The 24,723-nt window shown below is 53.5% G+C and carries 24 protein-coding genes; 21 read left to right on the forward strand and 3 right to left on the reverse strand.

What is annotated here, in order from left to right; translation table 11 throughout:
• The first annotated feature begins 323 nt into the window (after positions 1-323).
• From mnmG to AC6I8X_RS00095, 19 genes are all read left to right on the forward strand, one after another.
• On the forward strand, positions 324-2,213 hold the full coding sequence (mnmG, locus tag AC6I8X_RS00005) for a tRNA uridine-5-carboxymethylaminomethyl(34) synthesis enzyme MnmG (protein WP_299455765.1): 1,890 nt from the start codon (positions 324-326) through the stop codon (positions 2,211-2,213).
• 47 nt (positions 2,214-2,260) lie between these two features.
• Positions 2,261-2,878, forward strand: coding sequence for a 16S rRNA (guanine(527)-N(7))-methyltransferase RsmG (rsmG, locus tag AC6I8X_RS00010; RefSeq protein ID WP_497840351.1), 618 nt, complete (start codon positions 2,261-2,263; stop codon positions 2,876-2,878).
• A gap of 713 nt (positions 2,879-3,591) precedes the next feature.
• Positions 3,592-3,972 carry a F0F1 ATP synthase subunit I gene (atpI, locus tag AC6I8X_RS00015; RefSeq protein ID WP_313684287.1) on the forward strand — a complete coding sequence of 127 codons (381 nt, stop codon included), beginning with the start codon at positions 3,592-3,594 and terminating at the stop codon, positions 3,970-3,972.
• A gap of 8 nt (positions 3,973-3,980) precedes the next feature.
• A complete protein-coding gene (gene atpB, locus AC6I8X_RS00020; protein WP_013511097.1) occupies positions 3,981-4,799 on the forward strand; it encodes a F0F1 ATP synthase subunit A in 819 nt (272 codons plus the stop codon).
• A 49-nt stretch (positions 4,800-4,848) separates the two neighbouring features.
• Entirely contained in the window at positions 4,849-5,088 is a 240-nt protein-coding gene (atpE, locus tag AC6I8X_RS00025) for a F0F1 ATP synthase subunit C (RefSeq protein ID WP_003849523.1), read from the forward strand.
• Positions 5,089-5,195: 107 nt separating this feature from the next.
• Positions 5,196-5,666 (forward strand): F0F1 ATP synthase subunit B, encoded by a 471-nt coding sequence (gene atpF / locus AC6I8X_RS00030; protein WP_084878108.1) that lies wholly within the window; start codon positions 5,196-5,198, stop codon positions 5,664-5,666.
• Positions 5,667-5,680: 14 nt separating this feature from the next.
• Positions 5,681-6,214: a F0F1 ATP synthase subunit delta gene (atpH, locus tag AC6I8X_RS00035; protein WP_299455745.1), complete on the forward strand. Its 534-nt coding sequence runs from the start codon at positions 5,681-5,683 to the stop codon at positions 6,212-6,214.
• 14 nt (positions 6,215-6,228) lie between these two features.
• On the forward strand, positions 6,229-7,770 hold the full coding sequence (gene atpA, locus AC6I8X_RS00040) for a F0F1 ATP synthase subunit alpha (protein WP_084878112.1): 1,542 nt from the start codon (positions 6,229-6,231) through the stop codon (positions 7,768-7,770).
• Between the two features lie 52 nt (positions 7,771-7,822).
• On the forward strand, positions 7,823-8,689 hold the full coding sequence (atpG, locus tag AC6I8X_RS00045) for a F0F1 ATP synthase subunit gamma (RefSeq protein ID WP_084878114.1): 867 nt from the start codon (positions 7,823-7,825) through the stop codon (positions 8,687-8,689).
• A gap of 30 nt (positions 8,690-8,719) precedes the next feature.
• Positions 8,720-10,117 carry a F0F1 ATP synthase subunit beta gene (gene atpD, locus AC6I8X_RS00050; protein WP_084878116.1) on the forward strand — a complete coding sequence of 466 codons (1,398 nt, stop codon included), beginning with the start codon at positions 8,720-8,722 and terminating at the stop codon, positions 10,115-10,117.
• A 24-nt stretch (positions 10,118-10,141) separates the two neighbouring features.
• Positions 10,142-10,561 (forward strand): F0F1 ATP synthase subunit epsilon, encoded by a 420-nt coding sequence (locus AC6I8X_RS00055; RefSeq protein ID WP_084878118.1) that lies wholly within the window; start codon positions 10,142-10,144, stop codon positions 10,559-10,561.
• Positions 10,562-10,739: 178 nt separating this feature from the next.
• Positions 10,740-12,110 carry a bifunctional UDP-N-acetylglucosamine diphosphorylase/glucosamine-1-phosphate N-acetyltransferase GlmU gene (gene glmU / locus AC6I8X_RS00060; protein WP_497840352.1) on the forward strand — a complete coding sequence of 457 codons (1,371 nt, stop codon included), beginning with the start codon at positions 10,740-10,742 and terminating at the stop codon, positions 12,108-12,110.
• Between the two features lie 144 nt (positions 12,111-12,254).
• Positions 12,255-14,084, forward strand: coding sequence for a glutamine--fructose-6-phosphate transaminase (isomerizing) (glmS, locus tag AC6I8X_RS00065; protein WP_497840353.1), 1,830 nt, complete (start codon positions 12,255-12,257; stop codon positions 14,082-14,084).
• Between the two features lie 176 nt (positions 14,085-14,260).
• Positions 14,261-15,304: a phosphate ABC transporter substrate-binding protein PstS gene (gene pstS / locus AC6I8X_RS00070; protein ID WP_299455736.1), complete on the forward strand. Its 1,044-nt coding sequence runs from the start codon at positions 14,261-14,263 to the stop codon at positions 15,302-15,304.
• Between the two features lie 91 nt (positions 15,305-15,395).
• The gene (gene pstC / locus AC6I8X_RS00075; RefSeq protein ID WP_084878129.1) at positions 15,396-16,358 is read left to right on the forward strand and encodes a phosphate ABC transporter permease PstC; all 963 of its coding nucleotides are present in this window, start codon (positions 15,396-15,398) and stop codon (positions 16,356-16,358) included.
• The gene (gene pstA / locus AC6I8X_RS00080; RefSeq protein ID WP_299455732.1) at positions 16,355-17,242 is read left to right on the forward strand and encodes a phosphate ABC transporter permease PstA; all 888 of its coding nucleotides are present in this window, start codon (positions 16,355-16,357) and stop codon (positions 17,240-17,242) included. Before pstC ends, pstA begins: the two co-directional genes overlap by 4 nt.
• A 44-nt stretch (positions 17,243-17,286) precedes the next feature.
• Positions 17,287-18,060, forward strand: a complete 774-nt coding sequence (gene pstB / locus AC6I8X_RS00085; RefSeq protein WP_084878133.1) for a phosphate ABC transporter ATP-binding protein PstB — start codon at positions 17,287-17,289, stop codon at positions 18,058-18,060.
• 17 nt (positions 18,061-18,077) lie between these two features.
• Positions 18,078-18,812, forward strand: coding sequence for a phosphate signaling complex protein PhoU (gene phoU / locus AC6I8X_RS00090; RefSeq protein WP_208716984.1), 735 nt, complete (start codon positions 18,078-18,080; stop codon positions 18,810-18,812).
• A 106-nt stretch (positions 18,813-18,918) separates the two neighbouring features.
• Positions 18,919-20,160 (forward strand): MFS transporter, encoded by a 1,242-nt coding sequence (locus AC6I8X_RS00095; RefSeq protein ID WP_497840354.1) that lies wholly within the window; start codon positions 18,919-18,921, stop codon positions 20,158-20,160.
• 102 nt (positions 20,161-20,262) lie between these two features.
• Here AC6I8X_RS00095 and yieH read toward each other — a convergent pair whose 3' ends face one another.
• Positions 20,263-20,922, reverse strand: coding sequence for a 6-phosphogluconate phosphatase (yieH, locus tag AC6I8X_RS00100; protein ID WP_313685515.1), 660 nt, complete (start codon positions 20,920-20,922; stop codon positions 20,263-20,265).
• A 140-nt stretch (positions 20,923-21,062) separates the two neighbouring features.
• Here yieH and AC6I8X_RS00105 point away from each other — a divergent pair, with 140 nt between their 5' ends.
• The gene (locus AC6I8X_RS00105) at positions 21,063-22,376 is read left to right on the forward strand and encodes an NCS2 family permease (protein WP_299455724.1); all 1,314 of its coding nucleotides are present in this window, start codon (positions 21,063-21,065) and stop codon (positions 22,374-22,376) included.
• A gap of 32 nt (positions 22,377-22,408) precedes the next feature.
• On the opposite strand, the gene AC6I8X_RS00110 is transcribed toward AC6I8X_RS00105, so the two are convergent.
• The gene (locus AC6I8X_RS00110; protein ID WP_313685511.1) at positions 22,409-23,167 is read right to left on the reverse strand and encodes a 4'-phosphopantetheinyl transferase family protein; all 759 of its coding nucleotides are present in this window, start codon (positions 23,165-23,167) and stop codon (positions 22,409-22,411) included.
• A 301-nt stretch (positions 23,168-23,468) separates the two neighbouring features.
• Between AC6I8X_RS00110 and AC6I8X_RS00115 the strand changes: the two genes are divergently transcribed.
• Complete coding sequence (locus tag AC6I8X_RS00115; protein ID WP_313685509.1) at positions 23,469-23,975, forward strand: flavin reductase family protein; 507 nt, start codon at positions 23,469-23,471, stop codon at positions 23,973-23,975.
• A 54-nt stretch (positions 23,976-24,029) separates the two neighbouring features.
• On the opposite strand, the gene AC6I8X_RS00120 is transcribed toward AC6I8X_RS00115, so the two are convergent.
• A complete protein-coding gene (locus AC6I8X_RS00120) occupies positions 24,030-24,620 on the reverse strand; it encodes a malonic semialdehyde reductase (protein ID WP_299455718.1) in 591 nt (196 codons plus the stop codon).
• Between the last annotated feature and the right edge of the window lie 103 nt (positions 24,621-24,723).

The following is a 24,723-nucleotide window of genomic DNA, read 5'->3' on the forward strand; positions in this document are numbered from 1 at the left end:
CCGGTAGTTATCCCAAGAATAACCGATGATGCTTTTCTGAGCTGTGGATAACCAGTCATTTTGATCTCAGCTTATACGGATCAGGATCACCGATCATTCACAGCAAACGATCCTGACCAACATGCTGTTGCTGAAGTGCTTTTTCAGGTTATCAACAGAGAACCGTGATCCTAATAAGAGATCTAACAGGAAGATCATCCAAAGAATAAAGATCCTTTCTTTTAAACCTCAGGATCCCACGACTTTCACCGCAGACAGAATTTCAGTAGAATCCACCGCCCAGGGCAATGATCCCTGTCCGAACATTAACGAGGTACCACTTCATGTTTTATCCAGATCCTTTTGACGTCATCGTAATTGGTGGTGGTCATGCGGGCACAGAGGCCGCGATGGCAGCTGCCCGAATGGGTCAGCAAACCCTGTTACTCACCCATGACATTGATAAGCTGGGACAAATGTCCTGCAACCCGGCGATCGGTGGTATCGGCAAAGGACACTTGGTGAAGGAAGTGGATGCCCTCGGCGGTTTGATGGCAACGGCAATCGACAAAGCGGGTATCCAGTTTAGGATACTAAACGCGAGTAAAGGCCCGGCCGTGCGCGCGACCCGTGCACAGGCTGACCGTGTACTGTATCGTCAGGCAGTGCGTTCTGCGCTGGAGAATCAGCCTAACCTGATGATCTTCCAGCAGGCAGTTGATGATCTGATTGTGGAAAACGATCGTGTCGTCGGCGCTGTAACACAGATGGGCCTGAAATTCCGTGCTAAAACCGTAGTGCTGACTGTCGGGACATTTCTCGACGGAAAAATTCATATTGGTATGGATAATTACAGCGGTGGTCGCGCAGGCGATCCGCCGTCGATCCCGTTGTCCAAACGCCTGCGCGCACTGCCGCTACGTGTTGGCCGTCTGAAGACCGGTACTCCGCCACGTATTGACGCGCGCACCATTGACTTCACCCAGCTGTCACCGCAGCACGGCGATGACCCAATGCCGGTGTTTTCATTCATGGGTAATGTCAGCCAGCACCCACAACAGGTGCCATGCTGGATCACCCATACCAATGAACAAACCCATGATGTGATCCGCAACAACCTCGATCGCAGCCCAATGTATGCCGGGGTTATCGAAGGGATCGGTCCACGTTATTGCCCGTCGATCGAAGACAAAGTGATGCGCTTTGCCGATCGTAACTCGCATCAGATCTTCCTTGAGCCGGAAGGGCTGACCAGCAACGAAATCTATCCGAACGGTATTTCCACCAGCCTGCCATTCGATGTGCAGATGCAGATCGTCCGTTCGATGAAAGGCCTGGAAAACGCGAAGATTGTGCGTCCGGGCTATGCCATTGAGTATGACTTTTTCGACCCGCGTGATCTGAAACTGACGCTGGAAAGCAAATATATCCAGGGCTTGTTCTTCGCGGGCCAGATCAACGGCACCACCGGCTACGAAGAAGCGGCGGCACAGGGTCTGCTGGCGGGTCTGAACGCGGCTCGTCAATCCGCCGATAAAGAAGGCTGGGCGCCGCGTCGCGATCAGGCTTATATGGGTGTGCTGGTTGATGACCTGTGCACGCTGGGAACCAAAGAACCGTACCGCATGTTTACCTCACGCGCGGAATATCGTCTGATGCTGCGTGAAGACAACGCGGATTTGCGTCTGACTGAAACCGGCCGCGAGCTGGGTCTGGTGGATGATGCGCGTTGGGCGCGTTACAACCAGAAACTGGAAGCAATTGAGCTGGAACGTCAACGTCTGCGCGATTTGTGGGTGCATCCAAAATCCGACAACGTAGCGGAAGTGAACAGCATCACCAGCTCGCCGCTGACCAAAGAAGCCAGTGGTGAAGATTTGCTGCGTCGTCCGGAAATGACCTATGCGTTGCTGACCTCGCTGAACAGCTATGGCCCGGCGCTGGCCGATGAACAGGCAGCAGAGCAGGTCGAAATCCAGGTGAAATACGAAGGTTACATTGCGCGTCAGCAGGAAGAAATTGATCGCCAGCAGCGTAATGAAAACACCTTGTTGCCTGCCACGCTTGATTACCGTCAGGTGTCGGGTCTGTCGAATGAAGTGATTGCTAAACTCAACGATCATAAACCCAGCTCGATTGGTCAGGCGTCACGCATTTCTGGCATTACGCCAGCTGCCATCTCCATTTTGCTGATTTACCTGAAAAAACAGGGTCTGCTGCGTAAAAGCGCCTGATTGATCACGGGGCGAGCCAGCTCGCCCCCGTTAATGGAATTCTCGTCGTGATTAACAAACTCTCCGCGCTGCTGAAAGCGGCAAACATTTCTCTCTCCGATCAACAAAAACAACAGCTGGTTGGTTATGTTGAGTTGCTGCATAAATGGAATAAAGCCTACAACCTGACATCCGTACGCGATCCGCAGCAAATGCTGGTACGCCATATTCTCGATAGCATCGTGGTGGAGCCGCATTTACAGGGCGATCGCTTTATTGATGTAGGCACCGGGCCGGGATTACCAGGTATTCCGCTGGCGATTGTGCGTCCACAGGCACAGTTCACGCTACTGGATAGTCTTGGCAAGCGTGTTCGTTTTCTGCGTCAGGTGCAACATGAGTTAGGGCTTACTAACGTGACGCCAGTGCAGAGCCGCGTTGAGGAGTTTCCGGCGGAGCCGCCATTTGATGGGGTGATCAGCCGTGCCTTCGCTTCGCTTGAGGATATGGTGAACTGGTGCCATCATCTTCCTTCGGCACAGGGACATTTCTATGCCCTGAAAGGGGTACGCCCGGATGATGAAATAAACACCTTACCGGCGGGGTTTGTGGTCGAGCAGGTTTATCCGTTACAGGTGCCTGAGCTGGAAGGGGTACGTCATCTGGTGGTGATCGCCCGTCAATAGCCCCTGAAATGGTATGGATTAAGACCAATCTATACCATTTGAGTTATCCCAGGCGCTGTATAAAAAATCAGCAATCAAACAACAGGTGATGAAGAGATTTATTCAGCAGGGCAGGGGAAGCGAGTTAACATTCCTGGCGGAAATTATCCGAAAAGCTCTGTTACATTTAACGTTTAATTCACATTTCATTATCAGTTAGATCACTTCTCTGGGTGTATTTACGCGAAACAATAGTCACGCCAGAAAATATAACTCAGCAATAAATCGGCGTGCGTAATATCAGTTTTGCGATTTTATTACGCTGTGAGATGTCAATAGAGTGTTTTTATCGTTAATCCAGTCGATGTGGTCTGAATATAATTTTATCTTTCTGATAACTGGACTTTTTTGCCAAATCTGAAATGGGTATTTTTTTGTTCAAAACAAAATCACATCATGTCCATATGCTTATAATGTGATCTGAAGCACGCTTTAAAAGCAAGTGGCAGGCGCAATTTCACCTCATGAAACCATCATTCTTCGATGTGAATCTTTTGAGAAATAGCCCTCCGGAAAGAAATTTAAATAATTGTTCACCTTTTCGCTACTTAGCGATTGAAATCGCAGGTGCGGCCCGTATAATTTGCACGGCTTTTGCTGCTTGACTCAAATGAGTAAAGGCAGTCTTATACGACACGCGACATACCCCATTCGGGGCAGGAGAGTTCAGCACCATGTCAGTGTCTCTTTACAGTGTAAAATTAGCCCGAACCGTGCTGCTTTTTCAGCTGGTGACTTTTGTCGTAATCGGTGCGTTGTTTGCCCTGAAAGATGCCATCTGGGGTGCCTCCGCCATCGCGGGTGGGCTGGCAGCCTGGCTGCCGAATGTATTGTTTATGTTTTTAGCCTGGCGCCTGCAGGGGCAAACACCGGCCAAAGGGCGTGTAGCCTGGAGCTTCGCCTTCGGTGAAGTATTAAAGGTGTTCGCCACCATTATTTTTCTCATTGTGGCGTTGGGTGTGTTTGGGGCGGTCTTCTGGCCAGTCGCAATCACCTGGTTATCGGTGCTGGTGGTGCAGATCGTCGCACCGGCTGTAATTAACAACAAAGGGTAAGAGGCATCATGGCTGCAGGAGAAATCTCTACTCCGCAAGAATACATAGGTCACCACCTGAATAACCTTCAGCTGGACCTGCGTACTTTCGAGTTAGTGAATCCGCACGACGCTCCCGCGACGTTCTGGGTATTAAATATCGATTCCATGTTTTTCTCTCTGGTGCTGGGACTTATCTTCCTGGTGTTGTTCCGTAAAGTGGCCAAAAGCGCCACCAGCGGTGTGCCAGGGAAATTACAAGCGGCTATCGAATTGGTTGTCGGTTTCGTTGATAACAACGTACGCGACATGTACCACGGTAAAAGCAAACTTATCGCCCCGCTGGCTCTGACGATTTTTGTCTGGGTCTTCCTGATGAACTTCATGGATCTGCTGCCTATCGACCTGCTGCCGTTTATCGGTGAGCACTATTTAGGCCTGCCGGCGCTGCGCGTCGTGCCGTCTGCGGACGTGAACATCACGCTGTCTATGGCGCTGGGCGTATTTATTTTGATTCTGTTCTACAGCATCAAAATGAAAGGTGTAGGTGGCTTCGCCAAAGAGCTGACGCTGCAGCCTTTTAATCACCCGATCTTCATCCCCATCAACCTGATTCTTGAAGGTGTTAGCCTGCTGTCCAAACCGGTTTCACTCGGTCTGCGACTGTTCGGCAACATGTATGCGGGTGAGCTGATCTTTATCCTGATTGCCGGTCTGCTGCCGTGGTGGTCGCAATGGGTGTTGAATGTGCCGTGGGCCATTTTCCACATCCTGATCATTTCGCTGCAGGCTTTCATTTTCATGGTCCTCACGATCGTCTATCTGTCGATGGCATCTGAAGAACATTGATTTTTATCTCAACTACTTAGCTTTTAACTGAAACAAACTGGAGACTGTCATGGAAAACCTGAATATGGATCTGCTGTACATGGCTGCCGCTGTGATGATGGGCCTGGCGGCAATCGGTGCTGCGATCGGTATCGGCATCCTCGGTGGAAAATTCCTGGAAGGCGCAGCGCGTCAGCCGGACCTGATTCCTCTGCTGCGCACGCAGTTCTTTGTTGTAATGGGTCTGGTGGATGCAATCCCGATGATCGCTGTTGGTCTGGGTCTCTACGTGATGTTTGCTGTCGCCTAAGCCTGATAGCCTTTGTTTCTCATGACACCGGGTGTGGTGAGAAACGGATTCTGCCGCTTATCATTGATAACGGCAGAGCAAGTTAACTTAATAAGAGGCATTGTGCTGTGAACATTAATGCAACAATCCTCGGCCAGGCCATCGCGTTCATCCTGTTTGTCGCGTTCTGCATGAAGTACGTATGGCCGCCGATTATGGCTGCCATCGAAAAGCGCCAGAAAGAAATTGCTGATGGCCTTGCTTCTGCTGAACGCGCGAAGAAAGATTTGGATCTCGCGCAGGCCAATGCGACCGACCAGCTGAAAAAAGCCAAAGAAGAAGCCCAGGTCATTATCGAGCAGGCGAACAAACGCCGTGCACAGATTCTGGACGAAGTGAAAACTGAAGCTGAGACTGAACGTAACCGCATCGTGGCGCAGGCGCAGGCAGAAATCGAAGCCGAGCGTTCACGTGTCCGCGAAGAGCTGCGTAAGCAAGTCGCGTTGCTGGCATTAGCTGGCGCCGAGAAGATCATCGAACGTTCCGTAGATGAAGCTGCTAACAGCGACATCGTTGATAAACTGGTCGCTGAACTGTAAGGAGGGAGGGGCTGATGTCTGATCTGATTACTGTAGCTCGCCCCTACGCCAAAGCAGCTTTTGACTTTGCTGTTGAGCATCAAAGTATCGAGCGCTGGCAAAACATGCTGGCGTTTGCCGCAGAAGTGGCTGGCAACGAACAGATGGCAGATCTCCTTTCCGGTGCCTTAGCACCGGAAGCCTTATCTGCTTCTTTCATCGCAGTCTGTGGTGATCAACTGGATGAATACGCTCAGAACCTGATTAAGGTGATGGCGGAAAACGGACGTTTGACAGCGCTTCCAGATGTACTGGAACAGTTCATTCAACTGCGTGACGCTCACGAAGCGACGGCCGAAGTTGATGTGATTTCTGCCAGTACGCTGAGCGACGGCCAGCTGACGAAAATCAGCGCCGCGATGGAAAAACGTCTGTCACGCAAAGTTAAGCTGAATTGCAAAATTGATAAGTCTGTAATGGCAGGCGTGGTCATCCGTGCGGGTGATCTGGTGATTGATGGCAGCGTTCGCGGCCGTCTTGAGCGTCTGGCAGACGCCTTGCAGTCTTAAGGGGACTGGAGCATATGCAACTGAATTCCACCGAAATCAGCGAACTGATCAAGCAGCGCATTGCTCAGTTCAATGTCGTGAGCGAAGCTCACAATGAAGGTACTATTGTTTCTGTAAGTGACGGTATCATCCGCGTACACGGCCTGGCCGATGTGATGCAGGGTGAGATGATTGCCCTGCCGGGTAACCGTTACGCTATCGCCCTGAACCTCGAGCGTGACTCTGTAGGTGCGGTGGTGATGGGTCCGTATGCTGACCTCGCCGAAGGCATGAAGGTTAAGTGTACTGGCCGTATTCTGGAAGTGCCGGTTGGTCGTGGCCTGCTGGGTCGCGTTGTGAACACCCTGGGTGCTCCAATCGACGGTAAAGGCGCAATCGAAAACGACGGCTTCTCGCCGGTTGAAGTGATTGCTCCGGGCGTTATCGATCGTCAGTCTGTTGATGAGCCAGTTCAGACTGGTTACAAATCTGTCGATGCGATGATTCCAATCGGCCGTGGCCAGCGTGAGCTGATCATCGGTGACCGTCAGACCGGTAAAACGGCAATGGCTATCGACGCCATCATCAACCAGCGCGATTCAGGCATCAAATGCGTGTACGTCGCGATCGGTCAGAAAGCTTCTACCATCTCTAACGTGGTACGTAAGCTGGAAGAACACGGTGCACTGGCTAACACCATCGTGGTTGTGGCTTCTGCTTCTGAATCTGCTGCACTGCAATACCTGGCACCGTATGCCGGTTGCGCAATGGGCGAATACTTCCGTGACCGTGGTGAAGATGCGCTGATCGTATACGATGACCTGTCTAAGCAGGCTGTTGCTTACCGTCAGATTTCTCTGCTGCTCCGTCGTCCGCCGGGTCGTGAAGCGTTCCCTGGCGACGTGTTCTACCTCCACTCTCGTCTGCTGGAGCGTGCATCACGCGTTACCGCTGATTACGTTGAGCGTTTCACCAATGGTGAAGTGAAAGGTAAGACCGGTTCTCTGACTGCACTGCCGATCATCGAAACCCAGGCGGGTGACGTTTCTGCGTTCGTTCCGACCAACGTGATTTCAATCACCGATGGTCAGATCTTCCTGGAATCTAACCTGTTCAACTCCGGTATTCGTCCGGCAGTTAACCCGGGGATCTCAGTATCTCGTGTGGGTGGTGCAGCGCAGACCAAGATCATCAAGAAACTGTCCGGTGGTATCCGTACCGCTCTGGCGCAGTATCGTGAACTGGCGGCGTTCTCTCAGTTTGCTTCTGATCTGGACGATGCAACCCGCAAACAGCTGAGCCACGGTCAGAAAGTGACCGAGCTGCTGAAACAGAAACAGTATGCGCCGATGTCAATCGCGCAGCAGGGTCTGGTGCTGTTTGCCGCAGAGCGTGGCTTCCTGAACGACGTTGAGCTGGCAAAAATTGGTAGCTTTGAAGCAGCGCTGCTGGCGTTTGCAGACCGCGACCACGCCGAGCTGATGGCTGAAATCAACCAGTCTGGTAACTTCAACAACGAAATCGAAGAGAAGCTGAAAGGCCTCCTCGAAACGTTTAAAGCAACCCAGTCCTGGTAATGTCTGGCGGCTTGTCTGAAAAGGCAGGCCGCAAGGCTTTGAGGAGAAGCTAATGGCCGGCGCAAAAGAAATACGATCCAAAATCGGAAGCGTGAAAAACACGCAGAAGATTACCAAAGCAATGGAAATGGTCGCCGCCTCCAAGATGCGTAAAACGCAGGAACGCATGGCGGCCAGTCGTCCGTATGCAGATACCATGCGCAAAGTGATTGGTCACCTTGCGTTAGGCAATCTGGAATACAAGCACCCTTACCTGGATGAGCGTGACGTTAAGCGCGTCGGCTACCTGGTCGTTTCGACTGACCGCGGGCTTTGTGGTGGTTTGAACATTAACCTGTTCAAAAAAGTGCTGGCAGAAATGAAAGCCTGGACTGATAAAGGCGTACAGAGCGATCTGGCGATTATCGGTTCCAAAGGGCTGGGTTTCTTCGGCTCTGTGGGTGGCAACATCGTGGCGCAGGTTACAGGCATGGGCGATAAGCCTTCACTGTCTGAATTGATCGGCCCGGTAAAAGTGATGTTGCAGGCTTATGATGAAGGCCGCATCGACAAGCTGTATGTCGTCAGCAACAAGTTTAATAACACCATGTCTCAGACTCCGACCATTACCCAACTGCTGCCGTTACCGCCAGCGGAAGGTGAAGAAGAGATGAAGGCGAAGACCTGGGATTACCTGTACGAACCCGATCCGAAAGCGCTGCTGGATACCCTGCTGCGTCGTTATGTCGAATCGCAGGTTTATCAGGGTGTGGTGGAAAACCTGGCCAGTGAGCAGGCCGCACGTATGGTTGCGATGAAAGCTGCAACCGATAACGGCGGAAATCTGATCAAAGAGCTGCAGTTGGTTTACAACAAAGCTCGTCAGGCCAGCATCACCCAGGAACTTACCGAGATCGTCTCGGGGGCCTCCGCGGTTTAACCAGGTTTGGAATTAGGTAGAGGATTCAAGATGGCAGCTGGAAAGATTGTCCAGATTATCGGCGCCGTAGTTGACGTCGAATTCCCTCAGGACGCAGTACCGCAAGTGTACAGCGCCCTTGAGGTTAAGAATGGTGATGCTCGTCTGGTGCTGGAAGTTCAGCAGCAGCTGGGTGGTGGCGTGGTTCGTACCATCGCCATGGGTACTTCTGACGGCCTGAAGCGCGGTCTGGAAGTTACCGACCTGAAAAAACCGATCCAGGTACCGGTTGGTAAAGCAACCCTCGGCCGTATCATGAACGTGCTGGGCGAGCCGATCGACATGAAAGGCGACCTGAAAGAAGAAGACGGCAGCGCAGTAGAGGTTTCCTCTATTCACCGTGCAGCACCTTCTTATGAAGAACAGTCTAACTCGCAGGAACTGCTGGAAACCGGCATCAAGGTTATCGACCTGATGTGTCCGTTCGCTAAGGGCGGTAAAGTCGGTCTGTTCGGTGGTGCGGGTGTAGGTAAAACCGTAAACATGATGGAGCTGATCCGTAACATCGCGGCTGAGCACTCAGGTTACTCGGTATTTGCCGGTGTGGGTGAGCGTACTCGTGAGGGTAACGACTTCTACCACGAAATGACTGACTCCAACGTTATCGATAAAGTAGCGCTGGTGTATGGCCAGATGAACGAGCCGCCGGGTAACCGTCTGCGCGTAGCACTGACCGGTCTGACCATGGCGGAAAAATTCCGTGATGAAGGCCGTGACGTACTGCTGTTCATCGACAACATCTATCGTTACACCCTGGCCGGTACAGAAGTCTCTGCACTGCTGGGTCGTATGCCTTCAGCGGTAGGTTATCAGCCGACTCTGGCTGAAGAGATGGGTGTGTTGCAGGAGCGTATTACCTCCACCAAGACCGGTTCAATCACTTCCGTACAGGCCGTTTACGTTCCTGCGGATGACTTGACTGACCCGTCTCCGGCGACCACCTTCGCCCACCTGGATTCAACTGTAACCCTGAGCCGTCAGATCGCTTCGCTGGGTATCTACCCGGCCGTTGACCCGCTGGATTCCACCAGCCGTCAGCTGGATCCGCTGGTTGTTGGTCAGGAGCACTACGATGTAGCGCGTGGCGTACAGTCACTGCTGCAACGTTACCAGGAACTGAAAGACATTATCGCCATCCTCGGTATGGACGAGCTGTCTGAAGACGACAAACTGCTGGTGGCACGTGCGCGTAAGATTCAGCGCTTCCTGTCTCAGCCGTTCTTCGTTGCTGAAGTGTTCACCGGTTCTCCAGGTAAGTACGTATCGCTGAAAGACACCATCCGTGGCTTCAAAGGCATCATGGAAGGTGAATTCGACCATCTGCCAGAGCAGGCTTTCTACATGGTTGGCGCGATCGACGAAGCTGTGGAAAAAGCGAAGAAACTGTAATTTCGGTTTCCCGGGAGGAATGATATGGCTATGACTTATCACCTGGATGTGGTCAGCGCGGAGCAACAAATGTTCTCCGGTCTGGTGCAGAAGATCCAGGTGTCAGGTAGCGAAGGTGAGCTGGGTATTTTCCCAGGTCACGCCCCGCTCCTGACTGCCATCAAGCCTGGTATGATTCGCATCGTTAAACAGCACGGCGAAGAGGAGTACATCTACCTCTCTGGCGGCGTGCTGGAAGTACAGCCGAGTAGCACCACCGTGCTGGCCGACACTGCGATTCGCGGTGAAGACCTGGACGAGGCGCGCGCGCTGGAAGCGAAACGTAAAGCAGAAGAGCACATGAGCAGCAGCCACGGTGATGTGGACTATGCGCAGGCCTCTGCCGAACTGGCGAAAGCTATCGCGAAACTGCGTGTAATCGAGCTGACCAAAAAAGCGATGTAATCAGGCTTTATGCGTCACGAAATGCCAGCCCTTTGGGCTGGCATTTTTTTTCCCTGCAATTTCCTGCCTGCACATTTCTGTCACACCGCGACATCCTCTAATTTCGATCCGAGAAAAATGTAGTAATCTCAGGGGTAAACCTTAAACTTTCGAAAGCTAAAACAGAGTCAGGATGGTTATGTCTACAACTGCGATGAGTGTGGTGATTCTTGCTGCTGGCAAGGGCACCCGTATGTATTCCGATCTCCCCAAAGTTCTGCATACCCTGGCAGGAAAACCGATGGTTCAGCATGTGATTGACGCCGCCACCGGGCTGGGCGCACAGCAAATCCATCTGGTGTATGGTCATGGCGGTGATCAACTCAAAGCGCAACTTGCCGGGAACACCCTGAATTGGGTACTTCAGGCACAGCAGCTGGGAACCGGACACGCGATGCAGCAGGCGGCTCCTTATTTCGCCGATGACGAAGATATTCTGATGTTGTACGGCGATGTGCCGCTGATCTCGCAGGAAACTTTGCAGCGTCTGCGCGCTGCCAAACCAGCTGGCGGCATTGGGCTACTGACGGTAGTTCTCGACAATCCCACCGGCTATGGTCGCATCGTACGTGAACACGACACCATCACCAGCATCGTGGAACAAAAAGATGCTTCGGCAGAACAGCTGAAAATTCAGGAAATCAACACCGGTATTCTGGTTGCCAATGGCGGCGACCTCAAACGCTGGCTGTCGCAGTTAAACAATAACAATGCGCAGGGCGAGTTCTACATTACTGACATTATTGCCATGGCACATCAGGAAGGGCGTCTGATTCAGGCAGTACATCCGGCACGTATCAGTGAAACCGACGGTGTGAACAACCGCCTGCAACTGGCTGCGCTGGAGCGTGCATATCAGACTGAGCAGGCCGAGAGATTGTTGCTGGCAGGTGTGATGCTGCGTGATCCAGCACGTTTCGATCTGCGTGGCACGCTGAAACATGGTCGCGATGTCGAAATTGATACCAATGTGATCATCGAAGGTAACGTGACGCTGGGCGATCGGGTGAAAATCGCGGCGGGTTGCATCATCAAAAACAGCGTGATCGCTGACGATTGTGAAATCAGCGCGTATTCGGTGATCGAGGATGCCAGTCTGGCTGCGGCCTGCACCGTTGGCCCCTTTGCTCGTCTGCGCCCCGGAAGTGAACTGGGGGAGAAGGCGCACGTTGGCAACTTCGTGGAAATGAAAAAAGCCACCCTCGGTAAGGGATCTAAAGCCGGTCACCTCTCGTATCTTGGCGACGCAGAGATTGGTGACGATGTGAATATCGGCGCGGGCACCATTACCTGTAATTACGATGGTGCGAACAAATCCAAAACCATCATTGGTGACAACGTGTTTGTTGGTTCCGATACTCAGCTGGTGGCTCCGGTCACTGTCGCCAGTGGCGCAACTATCGCCGCCGGCACCACGGTAATGAAAGACGTTCCCGCCGCCGTTCTGGTCTACAACCGTAAAGAACAGAACCAGAAAGCAGGCTGGCAGCGCCCGGAAAAGAAAAAGTAATTTTTAATGGCCGACAAAGATCGGCCTGTTAGCAGTAACTATAACTACATCCCCACTCTCTACAAGGCTCGGGGAACCGGCACTGCCGGATATCAGGTCAGATGACAACGCAATGGCCGAAAGCCATGAAGTCAGGAAACTATTATGTGTGGAATTGTTGGTGCAGTAGCACAGCGCGACATTGCAGAGATTCTGCTGGAAGGTCTGCGTCGTCTCGAATATCGCGGTTACGATTCGGCTGGTCTGGCCGTCGTTGACGCCCAGGGCCATGTGACGCGTCTGCGTCGTCTCGGCAAAGTGCAGAAGCTGGCAGAGGCGGCGGAAGAACAGCCGTTGATTGGTGGCACCGGTATCGCTCACACCCGCTGGGCAACGCATGGTGAACCCTCAGAAGCGAATGCGCATCCGCATATTTCTGAGCACATCATCATTGTGCATAACGGCATCATTGAGAACCATGAGCCGCTGCGTGCACAACTGATTGAACGCGGCTACCAGTTTGCCTCAGAAACCGACACCGAAGTGGTGGCGCATTTGGTGCACTGGGAGCAGAAGCAGGGCGGTTCGCTGCGTGAAGTGGTATTGCGGGTCATTCCGCAGCTGCGTGGTGCTTATGGCATGGTGATCATGGACAGCCGCGATCCGTCGCTGCTGGTGGCTGCCCGTTCCGGTAGCCCGCTGGTGGTCGGTCGTGGCATGGGCGAAAACTTTATCGCCTCTGATCAGTTGGCATTGCTGCCGGTGACGCGTCGCTTCATCTATCTGGAAGAGGGCGATATCGCTGAGATCACTCGCCGCGACGTGACGATTGTCGATCGCAGTGGCAAACCGGTTAATCGCGCCGAGATCGAATCCAATGTGCAATACGATGCTGGTGACAAAGGCGTGTATCGTCATTACATGCAGAAAGAGATTTATGAACAGCCGATGGCGATCAAAAACACCTTAACCGGTCGTTTCAGCCACGGTGAGGTCGATCTCAGTGAACTGGGCCCGCAGGCTGAAACCCTGCTGAGCAAAGTTGAGCATATCCAGATTATCGCCTGCGGCACGTCGTACAACTCCGGTATGGTGTCGCGTTACTGGTTCGAGTCACTGGCCAACATTCCCTGTGATGTCGAAATCGCTTCTGAGTTCCGCTATCGCAAATCTGCGGTACGTAAAAACAGCCTGCTGATCACGCTGTCGCAGTCAGGTGAGACGGCAGATACGCTGGCCGCGCTGCGTCTGTCGAAAGAGCTGGGCTACCTCGGTTCGCTGGCGATCTGTAACGTCGCGGGTTCGTCGCTGGTACGGGAATCCGATCTGGCGCTGATGACCAAAGCGGGCACCGAAATCGGTGTGGCTTCCACCAAAGCCTTTACCACGCAGCTTACGGTATTGCTGATGCTGGTGGCGAAACTGGGTCGTCTGCACGGTATGTCTGCCGACACCGAGCACGACATTGTGCACGCGTTGCAGGCGCTGCCGAGCCGTATTGAGCAGATGCTGGCGCAGGACAAGGTGATCGAAAGTCTGGCAGAAGGTTTCTCTGACAAACACCACGCCCTGTTCCTTGGCCGTGGCGATCAGTACCCGATTGCTATGGAAGGGGCACTGAAGCTCAAAGAGATCTCCTACATCCACGCGGAAGCCTATGCTGCCGGTGAGCTGAAGCACGGGCCGCTGGCGCTGATTGATGCCGATATGCCAGTGATTGTGGTGGCACCGAACAATGAGTTACTGGAAAAGCTGAAGTCTAATATTGAAGAGGTGCGCGCGCGCGGTGGTCTGCTGTACGTGTTCGCCGATCAGGATGCGGGTTTCAGCGACAGCGAAGGCATGAAGATTATCTCACTGCCGCACGTAGAAGAGGTGATTGCGCCGATCTTCTATACCGTGCCGCTGCAACTGCTTTCGTACCATGTGGCGTTGATTAAAGGTACTGATGTTGATCAGCCACGTAACCTGGCGAAATCAGTTACTGTCGAATAATCAGTAAGAAAAGCGGGGCCTGTCAGGTCCCGCTTCATTTTTAAACGATGTCATAAAACTGTCATATTTCGTACATTTGACTGTAATCAAACTGTCCTATTTTCCCTCCAGCAGCAATCAATGACTCCTACTAAAATGGCATAGAGCCTGATTTTTTTAACTCCCCTGGAGGGAACATGACACTGATGCGTAGCACCGTAGCCCGAATCCTCGCCGCCACCTTCGCAGTAAGCGCGGTCTCTGCTTTTGCAGCAACCGATCTGACTGGCGCAGGCGGGACGTTCCCGGCACCGGTTTATGCCAAGTGGGCAGCAGAATACCAGCAAGCCACCGGTAGCAAAATCAACTATCAGGGTATTGGTTCTTCAGGCGGCGTGAAGCAAATCATCGCCAAAACCGTCGATTTCGGTGCGTCAGATGCGCCGATGAAAGATGAAGATCTGCAAAAAAATGGCCTGTTCCAGTTCCCGACCGTAATCGGTGGCGTGGTACTGGCAGTTAACATCCCTGGTATTAAATCTGGTCAGCTGACCCTCGACGGCAAAACCGTTGGTGACATCTACCTGGGTAACATCAAAAAGTGGAACGATCCGGCAATCACCAAGCTGAATCCGGGCGTGAAACTGCCTGACACCAATATCAACGTGGTACGCCGCGCTGATGGTTCCGGTACTTCTTTCGTTTTCACCAGCTACCTGTCTAAAGTGAACGAAGAGTGGAACAGCAAAATCGGTAAAGGTAACACCGTAAACTGGCCGACCGGTCTGGGCGGTAAAGGTAACGACGGCGTGGCTGCATTCGTTCAGCGTCTGCCGGGTTCAATTGGCTACGTAGAATATGCGTATGCTAAGCAGAACAACCTGACCTATACCAAACTGATGGATGCTGACGGTAAAGCGGTATCGCCGAGCGAAACCAGCTTCTCTAACGCGGCGAAAGGCGCGAACTGGAGCGAAACCTTTGCTCAGGACCTGACTTTCCAGAAAGGCGCAGATGCATGGCCGATCTCCTCTACCACGTTCATCCTGGTTTACAAAGATCAGGCGAATGCTGAGAAAGGTAGCGAAGTGCTGAAGTTCTTCGACTGGGCTTACAAACACGGTTCTAAAACGGCGACCAGCCTGGATTACGCCGCTCTGCCAGACAGCGTAACCGCGCAGATCCGTTCTGCCTGGAAAGCCAATATCAAAGACAGTTCAGGCAAAGCGCTGTTCGAATAACTGATAGACCTGGCCAGCTGCAATGCTGGCCTACCCAATGGGCGGCATGATGATCATGTCGCCCTGTCATTCCCTGAGAACAGAGACTTCTATGGCTGCCACTAAGCCGACGTTTAAAGCCCCTGGCAAACAAGGTGACATGATTTTCGGCGCGCTGGTTAAACTCTCCGCGCTGATTGTGTTGTTGCTGCTGGGTGGCATCATCGTCTCCCTGATTTTCTCCTCCTGGCCCAGCATCCAGAAATTTGGCTTCTCCTTCCTGTGGACCAAAACCTGGGATGCGCCTAATGAACAATTTGGTGCGCTGGTGCCGATTTACGGCACTGTCGTGACCTCACTGATTGCGTTGATCATCGCCGTTCCGGTGAGCTTTGGTATTGCCCTGTTCCTGACGGAACTGGCACCAGGCTGGCTGCGTCGCCCACTTGGTACGGCGATTGAACTGCTGGCGGCCATCCCCAGTATCGTTTACGGCATGTGGGGCCTGTTTATTTTCGCACCGCTGTTTGCGCAATATTTCCAGACGCCGGTGGGTGACATCATGTCGAATATCCCGATCGTCGGCGCGTTGTTTTCCGGCCCGGCCTTTGGTATCGGCATCCTCGCCGCAGGTGTGATCCTGGCCATTATGATCATCCCTTATATCGCTTCGGTGATGCGTGATGTGTTTGAGCAGACGCCGGTGATGATGAAAGAGTCAGCCTATGGTATCGGCTGCACCACCTGGGAAGTGATCTGGCGCATCGTGCTGCCGTTCACTAAAAACGGGGTTATCGGTGGCGTGATGCTCGGCCTGGGTCGTGCCTTGGGTGAAACCATGGCGGTCACCTTTATTATCGGTAACACCTACCAGCTCGACAGCGCTTCGCTGTTTATGCCAGGCAACAGCATCACCTCGGCGCTGGCGAACGAATTCGCTGAAGCGGAATCCGGCGTGCATGTGGCGGCACTGATGGAACTGGGGCTGATCCTGTTTGTTATCACCTTTATCGTGCTGGCGATCTCCAAACTGATGATCCTGCGTCTGGCGAAGAGTGAAGGAGCCCGTTCATGACAACGATTGAATTGCAGGCGCGCGCCGAGCTGGAAGCCTCACGTCGTAAAATGCAGGCATGGCGCAGCACTAAAAATAAAATTGCGCTGACGTTGTCGTTACTGACGATGGCGTTTGGCCTGTTCTGGCTGGTGTGGATTCTGTTCACTACCGTTTCGCGCGGTATCGATGGCTTATCCTGGTCGCTGTTTACTGAATCGACCCCGCCGCCCAATACCGCAGGTGGTGGTCTGGCAAACGCCCTGGCCGGCAGCGGTTTATTGATTTTCTGGTCAACCTTCGTCGGGACGCCGCTGGGCATCATGGCGGGGATTTACCTTGCGGAATATGGTCGCAAGCACTGGCTGGCGGAAGTGATTCGTTTTATTAACGACATCCTGTTATCCGCACCGTCGATTGTGGTGGGTCTGTTCGTTTACACCATCGTGGTGGCGCAGATGCAGCACTTCTCCGGCTGGGCAGGTGTGGTGGCGCTGGCGCTGTTGCAGATCCCGATAGTGATCCGTACCACCGAGAACATGCTGCGTCTGGTGCCTGACAGCATGCGTGAGGCAGCTTATGCCCTGGGTACGCCGAAGTGGAGGATGATTTCAGCTATCACCCTGAAGGCGTCAGTCTCGGGCATTATGACCGGTGTGCTGCTGGCGATTGCGCGTATTGCCGGTGAAACCGCACCGCTGCTGTTTACTGCGCTGTCGAACCAGTTCTGGAGCACCGACATGATGCAGCCGATCGCGAACCTGCCGGTGACCATCTTCAAATTCGCCATGAGTCCGTTTGCGGAATGGCAGAGTCTGGCGTGGGCGGGTGTGCTGATCATTACCCTGTGCGTGTTGCTGCTGAACATCCTGGCGCGTGTGATTTTCTCCAAGAGCAAACACTAATTTCCCGGCGCGGCTTCGGCGGCGCGGTACATGAGAGACGAGCAATGAGTATGGCAACTTCTTCTGCCGGCAAAATTCAGGTGCGCAATCTGAACTTCCATTACGGGAAATTCCATGCGCTGAAAAATATCAATCTGGACATCGCGAAAAACCAGGTCACCGCATTTATCGGGCCGTCGGGCTGCGGTAAATCGACCCTGCTGCGTACCTTCAACAAAATGTACTCACTCTACCCGGAGCAGCGTGCAGAAGGTGAAATTCTGCTGGATGGCGACAACATTCTGGCATCGAGCCAGGATATCGCCCTGCTGCGCGCCCGTGTTGGCATGGTGTTCCAGAAGCCGACGCCATTCCCGATGTCGATTTATGACAACATCGCCTTTGGCGTGCGTCTGTTTGAAAAGCTGTCGCGTGCTGATATGGATGAGCGCGTGCAGTGGGCGCTGAGCAAAGCAGCGCTGTGGAATGAAACCAAAGACAAGCTGCATCAGAGTGGTTACAGTCTCTCCGGCGGTCAGCAGCAACGCCTGTGCATTGCACGCGGCATTGCGATTCGCCCGGAAGTGCTGCTGCTGGATGAGCCTTGTTCGGCGCTGGACCCGATTTCAACCGGCCGTATCGAAGAACTGATCACCGAGCTGAAGCAAGACTACACCGTGGTGATCGTAACCCATAACATGCAGCAGGCGGCGCGTTGTTCTGATCACACCGCGTTTATGTATCTGGGAGAGCTGATTGAATTCAGCGATACCGATACGTTGTTTACCAAGCCCGCGCAAAAACAGACAGAAGACTACATTACCGGTCGTTACGGCTGATTTGACAGGAGACGCACATGGATAATTTAAATCTGAACAAACATATCTCCGGTCAGTTCAACGCGGAGCTGGAACATATTCGCACTCAGGTGATGATCATGGGTGGCATGGTTGAGCAGCAGCTCACCGACGCCATTACCGCGATGCATAATCAGGATGGCGAACTGGCACAGCGCGTTATCGACGGTGATCAGAAGGTCAATATGATGGAAGTGGAGATTGATGAAGCCTGCGTGCGCATCATCGCCAAACGCCAGCCTACCGCCAGCGACCTGCGCCTGGTGATGGCAATCATCAAGACCATTTCTGAGCTGGAACGTATCGGTGACGTGGCGGAAAAAATCAGCCGCACTGCACTGGAGAAATTTGGTCAGCAACATTTGCCGCTGCTGGTGAGCCTGGAATCACTTGGCCATCATACCGTGCAGATGCTGCATGATGTGCTGGATGCGTTTGCCCGCATGGATCTTAATGCGGCGATCCAGATCTACCGTGAAGATAAGAAGGTGGATAAAGAGTACGAGGGCATTGTACGTCAGCTGATGACCTACATGATGGAAGATCCGCGTACCATCCCCAGTGTACTGACCGCCCTGTTCTGCGCACGCGCCATTGAGCGTATCGGTGACCGTTGCCAGAATATCTGCGAAATCATCTTCTACTTCGTGAAGGGACAGGATTTCCGTCACGTTGGTGGCGACAAGCTGGATGAGCTGCTGTCCGGCGACGATGGCACCAACAAACCGTCCTGATAGCCTGATGGCTGTCTGCATTAGCGGCAGCCATCTTCATTTCTGATTGGTCTCACGGCGTTCCGCTCTTTATACTTGGCGCACTTTTTATTACAAGGTGTTGCTGATGTCACCCCTCTCCCCCAAAAAGAAACAGAGCGTCACCCCGGCCAAAGCGATGTTGGCGGCGGTCAGTGGCTATGCGATGGACGGATTCGATCTGCTGATTCTTGGCTTCATGTTACCGGCGATTAGCGTATCGCTGGCACTCGATCCTTCACAGGCAGGATCGCTGGTCACCTGGACGCTGATTGGAGCCGTGGTGGGTGGCATTGTCTTTGGTCATCTCAGCGACCGTTTTGGCCGCATCCGCATTCTGACCGTCACTATTCTGATGTTTTCCATTTTCACCGGGCTATGCGCAGTGGCGCAGGGCTACTGGGATTTGCTGGCGTACCGTACTCTGGCAGGGATGGGGCTGGGTGGCGAGTTTGGTATCGGCATGGCGCTTATCGCTGAAGCCTGGCCGCAGGAGAAGCGTAATCGCGCCTCCGCATGGGTAGGCATCGGCTGGCAGCTGGGTGTGCTGCTGGCAGCCTTTATTACCCCGGCACTGCTGAGTGTGATTGGCTGGCGCGGTATGTTCCTGGTGGGGCTGTTGCCCGCGCTGGTGTCGTTTGTGATTCGCCGCAGCATGGGGGAACCGGAAGGATTTACCCGTCATGTGGCGAAAACGCCGCAATTGTCGTTTGCCGCACGTATCCGTTTGCTGTTTAGCGACCGGGCCACCAGCAAGGCAAGTCTGGGTATCTTTATCCTCTGCTCGGTACAGAACTTTGGTTATTACGGTCTGATGATTTGGATGCCGAGTTATCTCTCCTCCAGCTTCGGTTTCAGTCTGACCAAATCCGGTCTGTGGACTGCTGTCACCGTGGTGGGGATGACGTTCGGGATCTGGCTGTTTGGCGTGCTGGCGGACCGCTTCGCGCGCTGGAAAATCTTCCTGTTGTATCAATTTGGCGCGGTAGTGATGGTGGTGATTTACGCTCAGCTGCGTGATCCCACCGTGATGCTGTTTACCGGTGCGCTGATGGGGATGTTTGTGAATGGCATGATTGGCGGCTATGGCGCGTTAATTTCCGATACTTTCCCGCCACAGGCTCGCGCCACGGCGCAGAACGTGTTGTTTAACCTCGGGCGTGGTGTGGGGGGTTTTGGGCCGCTGGTGATTGGTTTACTGGCTGCGAAAATATCATTCGCTGCGGCGATTACGCTGCTGGCGCTGATTTATCTGCTGGATATTGTGGCAACGCTGTTTTTGCTGCCGAAGAAGCAGGGTAACGAGGATTCACTGGGCGCGATTGGCTGACAATACCTGCACACCGTAGCGGCGCGATTTATCGCGCAATGTTTTGGGCGCGTGAATCAAAACCCGCGCGATAAATCGCGCCGCTACGGATAATGCGCTCAGTTACACCAATGTCCAACCGCGCGCGCGCCACAAGTCGGGGAGTTGCGCCATATCATCAAAACGGGTCACCAGCGGGTGATCAAGCTCCGGGTTATGCGCATCCGCGCAGTAATAAAACACCGGAATACCGGCGGCAATGCCAGCGCGGGCACCCGCTTCCGAATCATCCACCAGAATGCATTTCTCTATCGGCACCTGCATTTGCTCCGCCGCGTGATACATCAGTTCCGGATCTGGTTTCCAGTGATTGATGTCATAACCGCTGTAAAGATTCTCAGCGAAGTACGGCAGCATGCCGGTCAGACCGAGGGAATGCTGCATTTTCTTCACTGTGCCATTCGATACCACACACATCGGCACTTTAACCTGCTCCACCAGCGCTTTGGCCCCGGCGATAGGCTCCAGCTGCAAGTCAAACAGCCGGGCCACTTCGGCGCGGTAGGCGGTTTCCACTTCATCGATGGGGAGTTCGGCCTGATGTTCCGCCGCCACATCACGGATGATGTCGTACAGTTTTACCCCTTTGTATTTTTCGAACATCTGCTGGAGCGATAGCTCGATACCGTAGCGGGCAAAGGTGTTGACGTAAGATTGCGTACAGATCACCTCGCTGTCGACCAGCGTGCCGTCACAATCAAAAAAAATACATTCAACTGACATCGCACATCATCCTTTTGGTAAACAATTAGCTGCCACTCTACCCCACTGCGCGCGTCGAGCAAACGCTTGCGAAAAATCAGTGTGCTGGGCCGGTAAAATCTATAGGATACGCGCGTTAAATTTTTCAGCAGGATAATGCTATGAACAAGCAGGGTCTGTTGCAGCGCATTTTTAAGTTGCAGGAACACGGTACTACCGTGCGCACGGAAGTGATCGCCGGTTTCACCACCTTTCTGACGATGGTGTACATCGTCTTCGTTAACCCGCAAATCCTTGGTGCCGCGGGTATGAATACCCAGGCGGTGTTTGTCACCACCTGTCTGATTGCCGCATTTGGCAGCATCCTGATGGGGCTGGTGGCTAATCTGCCGGTCGCACTGGCACCAGCGATGGGGCTGAATGCCTTCTTTGCCTTTGTCGTGGTCGGCGCGATGGGGTATTCGTGGCAGATCGGTATGGGGGCAATCTTCTGGGGCGCGCTGGGGTTATTAATCCTCACGTTGTTGCGCGTGCGTTACTGGATGATTGCCAATATCCCGCTGAGCCTGCGCGTGGGCATCACGGCCGGTATCGGGCTGTTCATCGCCATGATGGGGCTGAAAAATGCGGGTATCATCGTGCCAAATGCCGACACGCTGGTCACCGTGGGTAACCTGACTTCGCATAGCGTGTTGCTGGGCGCGCTTGGCTTCTTCATCATTGCCATTCTGGCTTCACGTAATATCCATGCGGCGGTGCTGGTGTCGATTGTGGTGACCACCGTGATTGGCCTGCTGCTGGGCGATGTGAAGTTTACCGGCGTGTTCGCGACACCGCCGTCTGTGGGCTCCGTGGTGGGTCAGGTCGATATCAAAGGTGCACTGAATATCGGGATGGCCGGGGTGATATTCTCGTTCATGCTGGTCAACCTGTTTGACTCCTCCGGCACGCTGATTGGCGTAACCGACAAAGCCGGGCTGACCGATGAAAAAGGCACCTTCCCGCGGATGAAGCAGGCGTTGTTTGTTGACAGCGTCAGCTCAGTGGCCGGGTCGCTGATTGGTACTTCATCGGTTACCGCCTATATCGAAAGTTCTTCGGGCGTGGCGATTGGTGGCCGTACCGGGCTGATGGCGGTGATCACCGGTATCCTGTTCCTGCTGGTGATGTTTCTGTCACCGCTGGCGGCGATGGTGCCCGCCTACGCGGCTGCGGGCGCTTTGATCTACGTCGGCGTGCTGATGACGGCGTCATTGTCACGCGTGCGCTGGGACGATCTTACTGAAGCGGTTCCGGCGTTTGTCACCGCAGTGATGATGCCGTTCAGTTTCTCGATTACGGAAGGCATTGCGCTGGGCTTTATCGCTTACTGCGTGATGAAGCTGGGAACGGGACGCTGGCGGGAAATCAGCCCGTGCGTAGTGGTGGTGGCGCTGTTGTTTGTACTGAAAATCGTGTTTGTTGACGCCCACTAAAACTAAACAGGCCGCATAAGCGGCCTGTCTTATTATGGATGACCGATTTCCTGCGGTGTAGTGCGTTCGCTCGGTAAACTGGTCAGACGCAAGGTGCGTGGACCGATATTCGGTTTACTCATCTCCACATCGCGTAGCGGCTGCCATTGATAGCCGCCATCAATTTCCCACAACCGAAGTCGTTCCGTACCGGGTGACAAAGCGCATGACCAAACCAGCGTCGGTTCGGCATCGCACACGGCCTGAATATCCGGGAACACGCTGGAGCGCAGGCGTCCTGCGGCGGGATGGAGCCGCAATGAATCGATACCGCTTTCCGCTTCGCCGGTGAGTTTGAGAATGCTCTGGCGTAGCGTCCAGATCTGCGTCACCGCTTCCATAAAATCCTGCTGCGCATTAATCCAGGCTTTCTCCCCGGAAGAGAGGTCCTGGGTGAGGGCATCCTGCGTCTGACGGCTGTGGGCGCGCACGATTTCCATATCCAGCCCAGCCCGGCCACCTTCTTCAGCCAGCAGAACACCCACCATATTTCCGGCATAGGCGATGCTGAAATCAGGCAGGGCGGAATCGGCAAAACAAGGCCGACCGCTGCTGGTGGTTACAAGCAGCGGCAGTTCATTGATACCGTAAATACGCAACATCAGCTGCGCCAGCAGCTCACGAGCGGCAAGAAAGCGGCCGCGGCGCTTATCGGGCAGACGTTGCGCGCTATTAATTACATCCTGTGGAACCCGCATTGTCTCAGAGGAGAGGGGCGGGTTACCCATCCAACGAACAAAATGACTAGCCATCTGTCGCTCCGTGAAAATGGTCGGATAATCATCACAGCTATTGTAAGAATTTTCTCATGTCTTTGCATCCGGCATTACGTGGAATCCCTGAATTTCAGATAACGCCGAACATCATGACCATGCGCTGAGGCCGCGCCAGTAGCCATATCATCCAGCTTGTTTGCTGATAAATGCCTGATTAGATGCTGAATGGGGCGATGTAGTGTAGGATTTGGGCATTAAAAAAGCAGGCTGATGAGAAAATTATAATTGCCGGGTTTCAGCTGTGCTTCATCGCAGAATCATGCACGTCGGAGTTTTTATGTCAGTTACTTCATCTTCCCAGGAATCGATCTCACTCGATGACTTTCGTTTTGGTATGCGCCGCCTGAGTGCAGGCGTCTCATTGGTCACCACACAATCAGGCGATGAGAAATTTGGTCTGATTGCGTCGTCGGTCAGCTCACTGGCGGCAGAACCACCCAGCCTGTTGGTTTGCATCAACCAAAGCTCCTCCAGCCATGCGGGTTTTCTGCAGGCAGGATATTTTGCGGTTAACGTGCTGCGTGAGCACCATGCCGAGCTTTGCGCGCAGTTCAGTCAGCCATCACGTCGCGCTGAGCGCTTTCAGCACGGCGACTGGCAAACCCTGACTACTGGCGCGCCGGTGCTGGCTGATGCGCTGGTGAGTTTTGATTGTCAGCTGGAAAAAGTGGTGGACTGGCATACACATAGCGTGTTGCTGGCGCGTATTGTGGGCATTAGTTTGCCGGGCGAAGCGGCAGAACCGATGGTCTACTTCAATAGCGGTTTTCATTCGCTAGGGTAATAAAATCCACGCGATAAATCGCGCCGCGACAGACTGTGTCACGGCGCTTTTTACTCAGGCAAATTTGCAGACATCGTCAAAACCGAGGCGTGGCAGACGCGGATGCAGTTTGCTCGCTTCGCCATAACCGAGGTTGATCAGCAAATTAACCTGCCATTTGCTGTTGCTGAAGAAAGCTTCATTGATTTTGGCCGGATCAAAACCCGACATCGGGCCAGCATCCAGCCCCAATGAGCGAGCCGCCAGGATCAGATAGCCCGCCTGCAAACTGCTGTTGCGAAATGCAGTCTCTTTAACCAGCTCCGGATTGCTGGTGAACCAGCTACGCGCATCGCCGTGCGGAAACAGCTTCGGCAGATTTTCATAGAACTCCGCATCGGAGGCGACGATAACCGTCACTGGAGCTGCCATGGTTTTTTCCAGGTTGCCGGAAGAGAGCGCGGGTTTCAGCTTTTCTTTCCCTTCCTGGGAGGTGACAAACACAAAGCGGCCCGGTGAGCAGTTGGCAGAAGTCGGACCCAGCGCGGTCAGCGCATAGAGTTGCTTTAATAGGTCCTGTGAAATCGGTTTGTTTTGCCAGTAGCTGTGGGTGCGGGCTTCATTGAACAGCGCATTCAGGGCGAGGCTGTCGAGCGGTGTACTCATGTTTCTCTCCTTTTCAGGCATCAAATTGAGCCTAATGTTTAGCATGAATAGAGGAATGACCGGGATCCGTTGGTGCACTTTTTGCACCCAGTGGGATCGTTAT

It is taken from the genome of Pantoea sp. X-Soil-TKNS-1280 (assembly GCF_059730475.1).

What these genes read in the sequence shown, in the direction of transcription:
- mnmG (WP_299455765.1), top strand. Translation starts at nt 324, where the DNA reads ATGTTTTATCCAGATCCTTTTGACGTCATCGTAATTGGTGGTGGTCAT.
- atpI (WP_313684287.1), top strand. Translation starts at nt 3,592, where the DNA reads ATGTCAGTGTCTCTTTACAGTGTAAAATTAGCCCGAACCGTGCTGCTT.
- atpB (WP_013511097.1), top strand. Translation starts at nt 3,981, where the DNA reads ATGGCTGCAGGAGAAATCTCTACTCCGCAAGAATACATAGGTCACCAC.
- atpE (WP_003849523.1), top strand. Translation starts at nt 4,849, where the DNA reads ATGGAAAACCTGAATATGGATCTGCTGTACATGGCTGCCGCTGTGATG.
- atpH (WP_299455745.1), top strand. Translation starts at nt 5,681, where the DNA reads ATGTCTGATCTGATTACTGTAGCTCGCCCCTACGCCAAAGCAGCTTTT.
- atpA (WP_084878112.1), top strand. Translation starts at nt 6,229, where the DNA reads ATGCAACTGAATTCCACCGAAATCAGCGAACTGATCAAGCAGCGCATT.
- atpG (WP_084878114.1), top strand. Translation starts at nt 7,823, where the DNA reads ATGGCCGGCGCAAAAGAAATACGATCCAAAATCGGAAGCGTGAAAAAC.
- atpD (WP_084878116.1), top strand. Translation starts at nt 8,720, where the DNA reads ATGGCAGCTGGAAAGATTGTCCAGATTATCGGCGCCGTAGTTGACGTC.
- AC6I8X_RS00055 (WP_084878118.1), top strand. Translation starts at nt 10,142, where the DNA reads ATGGCTATGACTTATCACCTGGATGTGGTCAGCGCGGAGCAACAAATG.
- glmU (WP_497840352.1), top strand. Translation starts at nt 10,740, where the DNA reads ATGTCTACAACTGCGATGAGTGTGGTGATTCTTGCTGCTGGCAAGGGC.
- glmS (WP_497840353.1), top strand. Translation starts at nt 12,255, where the DNA reads ATGTGTGGAATTGTTGGTGCAGTAGCACAGCGCGACATTGCAGAGATT.
- pstS (WP_299455736.1), top strand. Translation starts at nt 14,261, where the DNA reads ATGACACTGATGCGTAGCACCGTAGCCCGAATCCTCGCCGCCACCTTC.
- pstC (WP_084878129.1), top strand. Translation starts at nt 15,396, where the DNA reads ATGGCTGCCACTAAGCCGACGTTTAAAGCCCCTGGCAAACAAGGTGAC.
- pstA (WP_299455732.1), top strand. Translation starts at nt 16,355, where the DNA reads ATGACAACGATTGAATTGCAGGCGCGCGCCGAGCTGGAAGCCTCACGT.
- pstB (WP_084878133.1), top strand. Translation starts at nt 17,287, where the DNA reads ATGAGTATGGCAACTTCTTCTGCCGGCAAAATTCAGGTGCGCAATCTG.
- phoU (WP_208716984.1), top strand. Translation starts at nt 18,078, where the DNA reads ATGGATAATTTAAATCTGAACAAACATATCTCCGGTCAGTTCAACGCG.
- AC6I8X_RS00095 (WP_497840354.1), top strand. Translation starts at nt 18,919, where the DNA reads ATGTCACCCCTCTCCCCCAAAAAGAAACAGAGCGTCACCCCGGCCAAA.
- yieH (WP_313685515.1), bottom strand. Translation starts at nt 20,922, where the DNA reads ATGTCAGTTGAATGTATTTTTTTTGATTGTGACGGCACGCTGGTCGAC.
- AC6I8X_RS00105 (WP_299455724.1), top strand. Translation starts at nt 21,063, where the DNA reads ATGAACAAGCAGGGTCTGTTGCAGCGCATTTTTAAGTTGCAGGAACAC.
- AC6I8X_RS00110 (WP_313685511.1), bottom strand. Translation starts at nt 23,167, where the DNA reads ATGGCTAGTCATTTTGTTCGTTGGATGGGTAACCCGCCCCTCTCCTCT.
- AC6I8X_RS00115 (WP_313685509.1), top strand. Translation starts at nt 23,469, where the DNA reads ATGTCAGTTACTTCATCTTCCCAGGAATCGATCTCACTCGATGACTTT.
- AC6I8X_RS00120 (WP_299455718.1), bottom strand. Translation starts at nt 24,620, where the DNA reads ATGAGTACACCGCTCGACAGCCTCGCCCTGAATGCGCTGTTCAATGAA.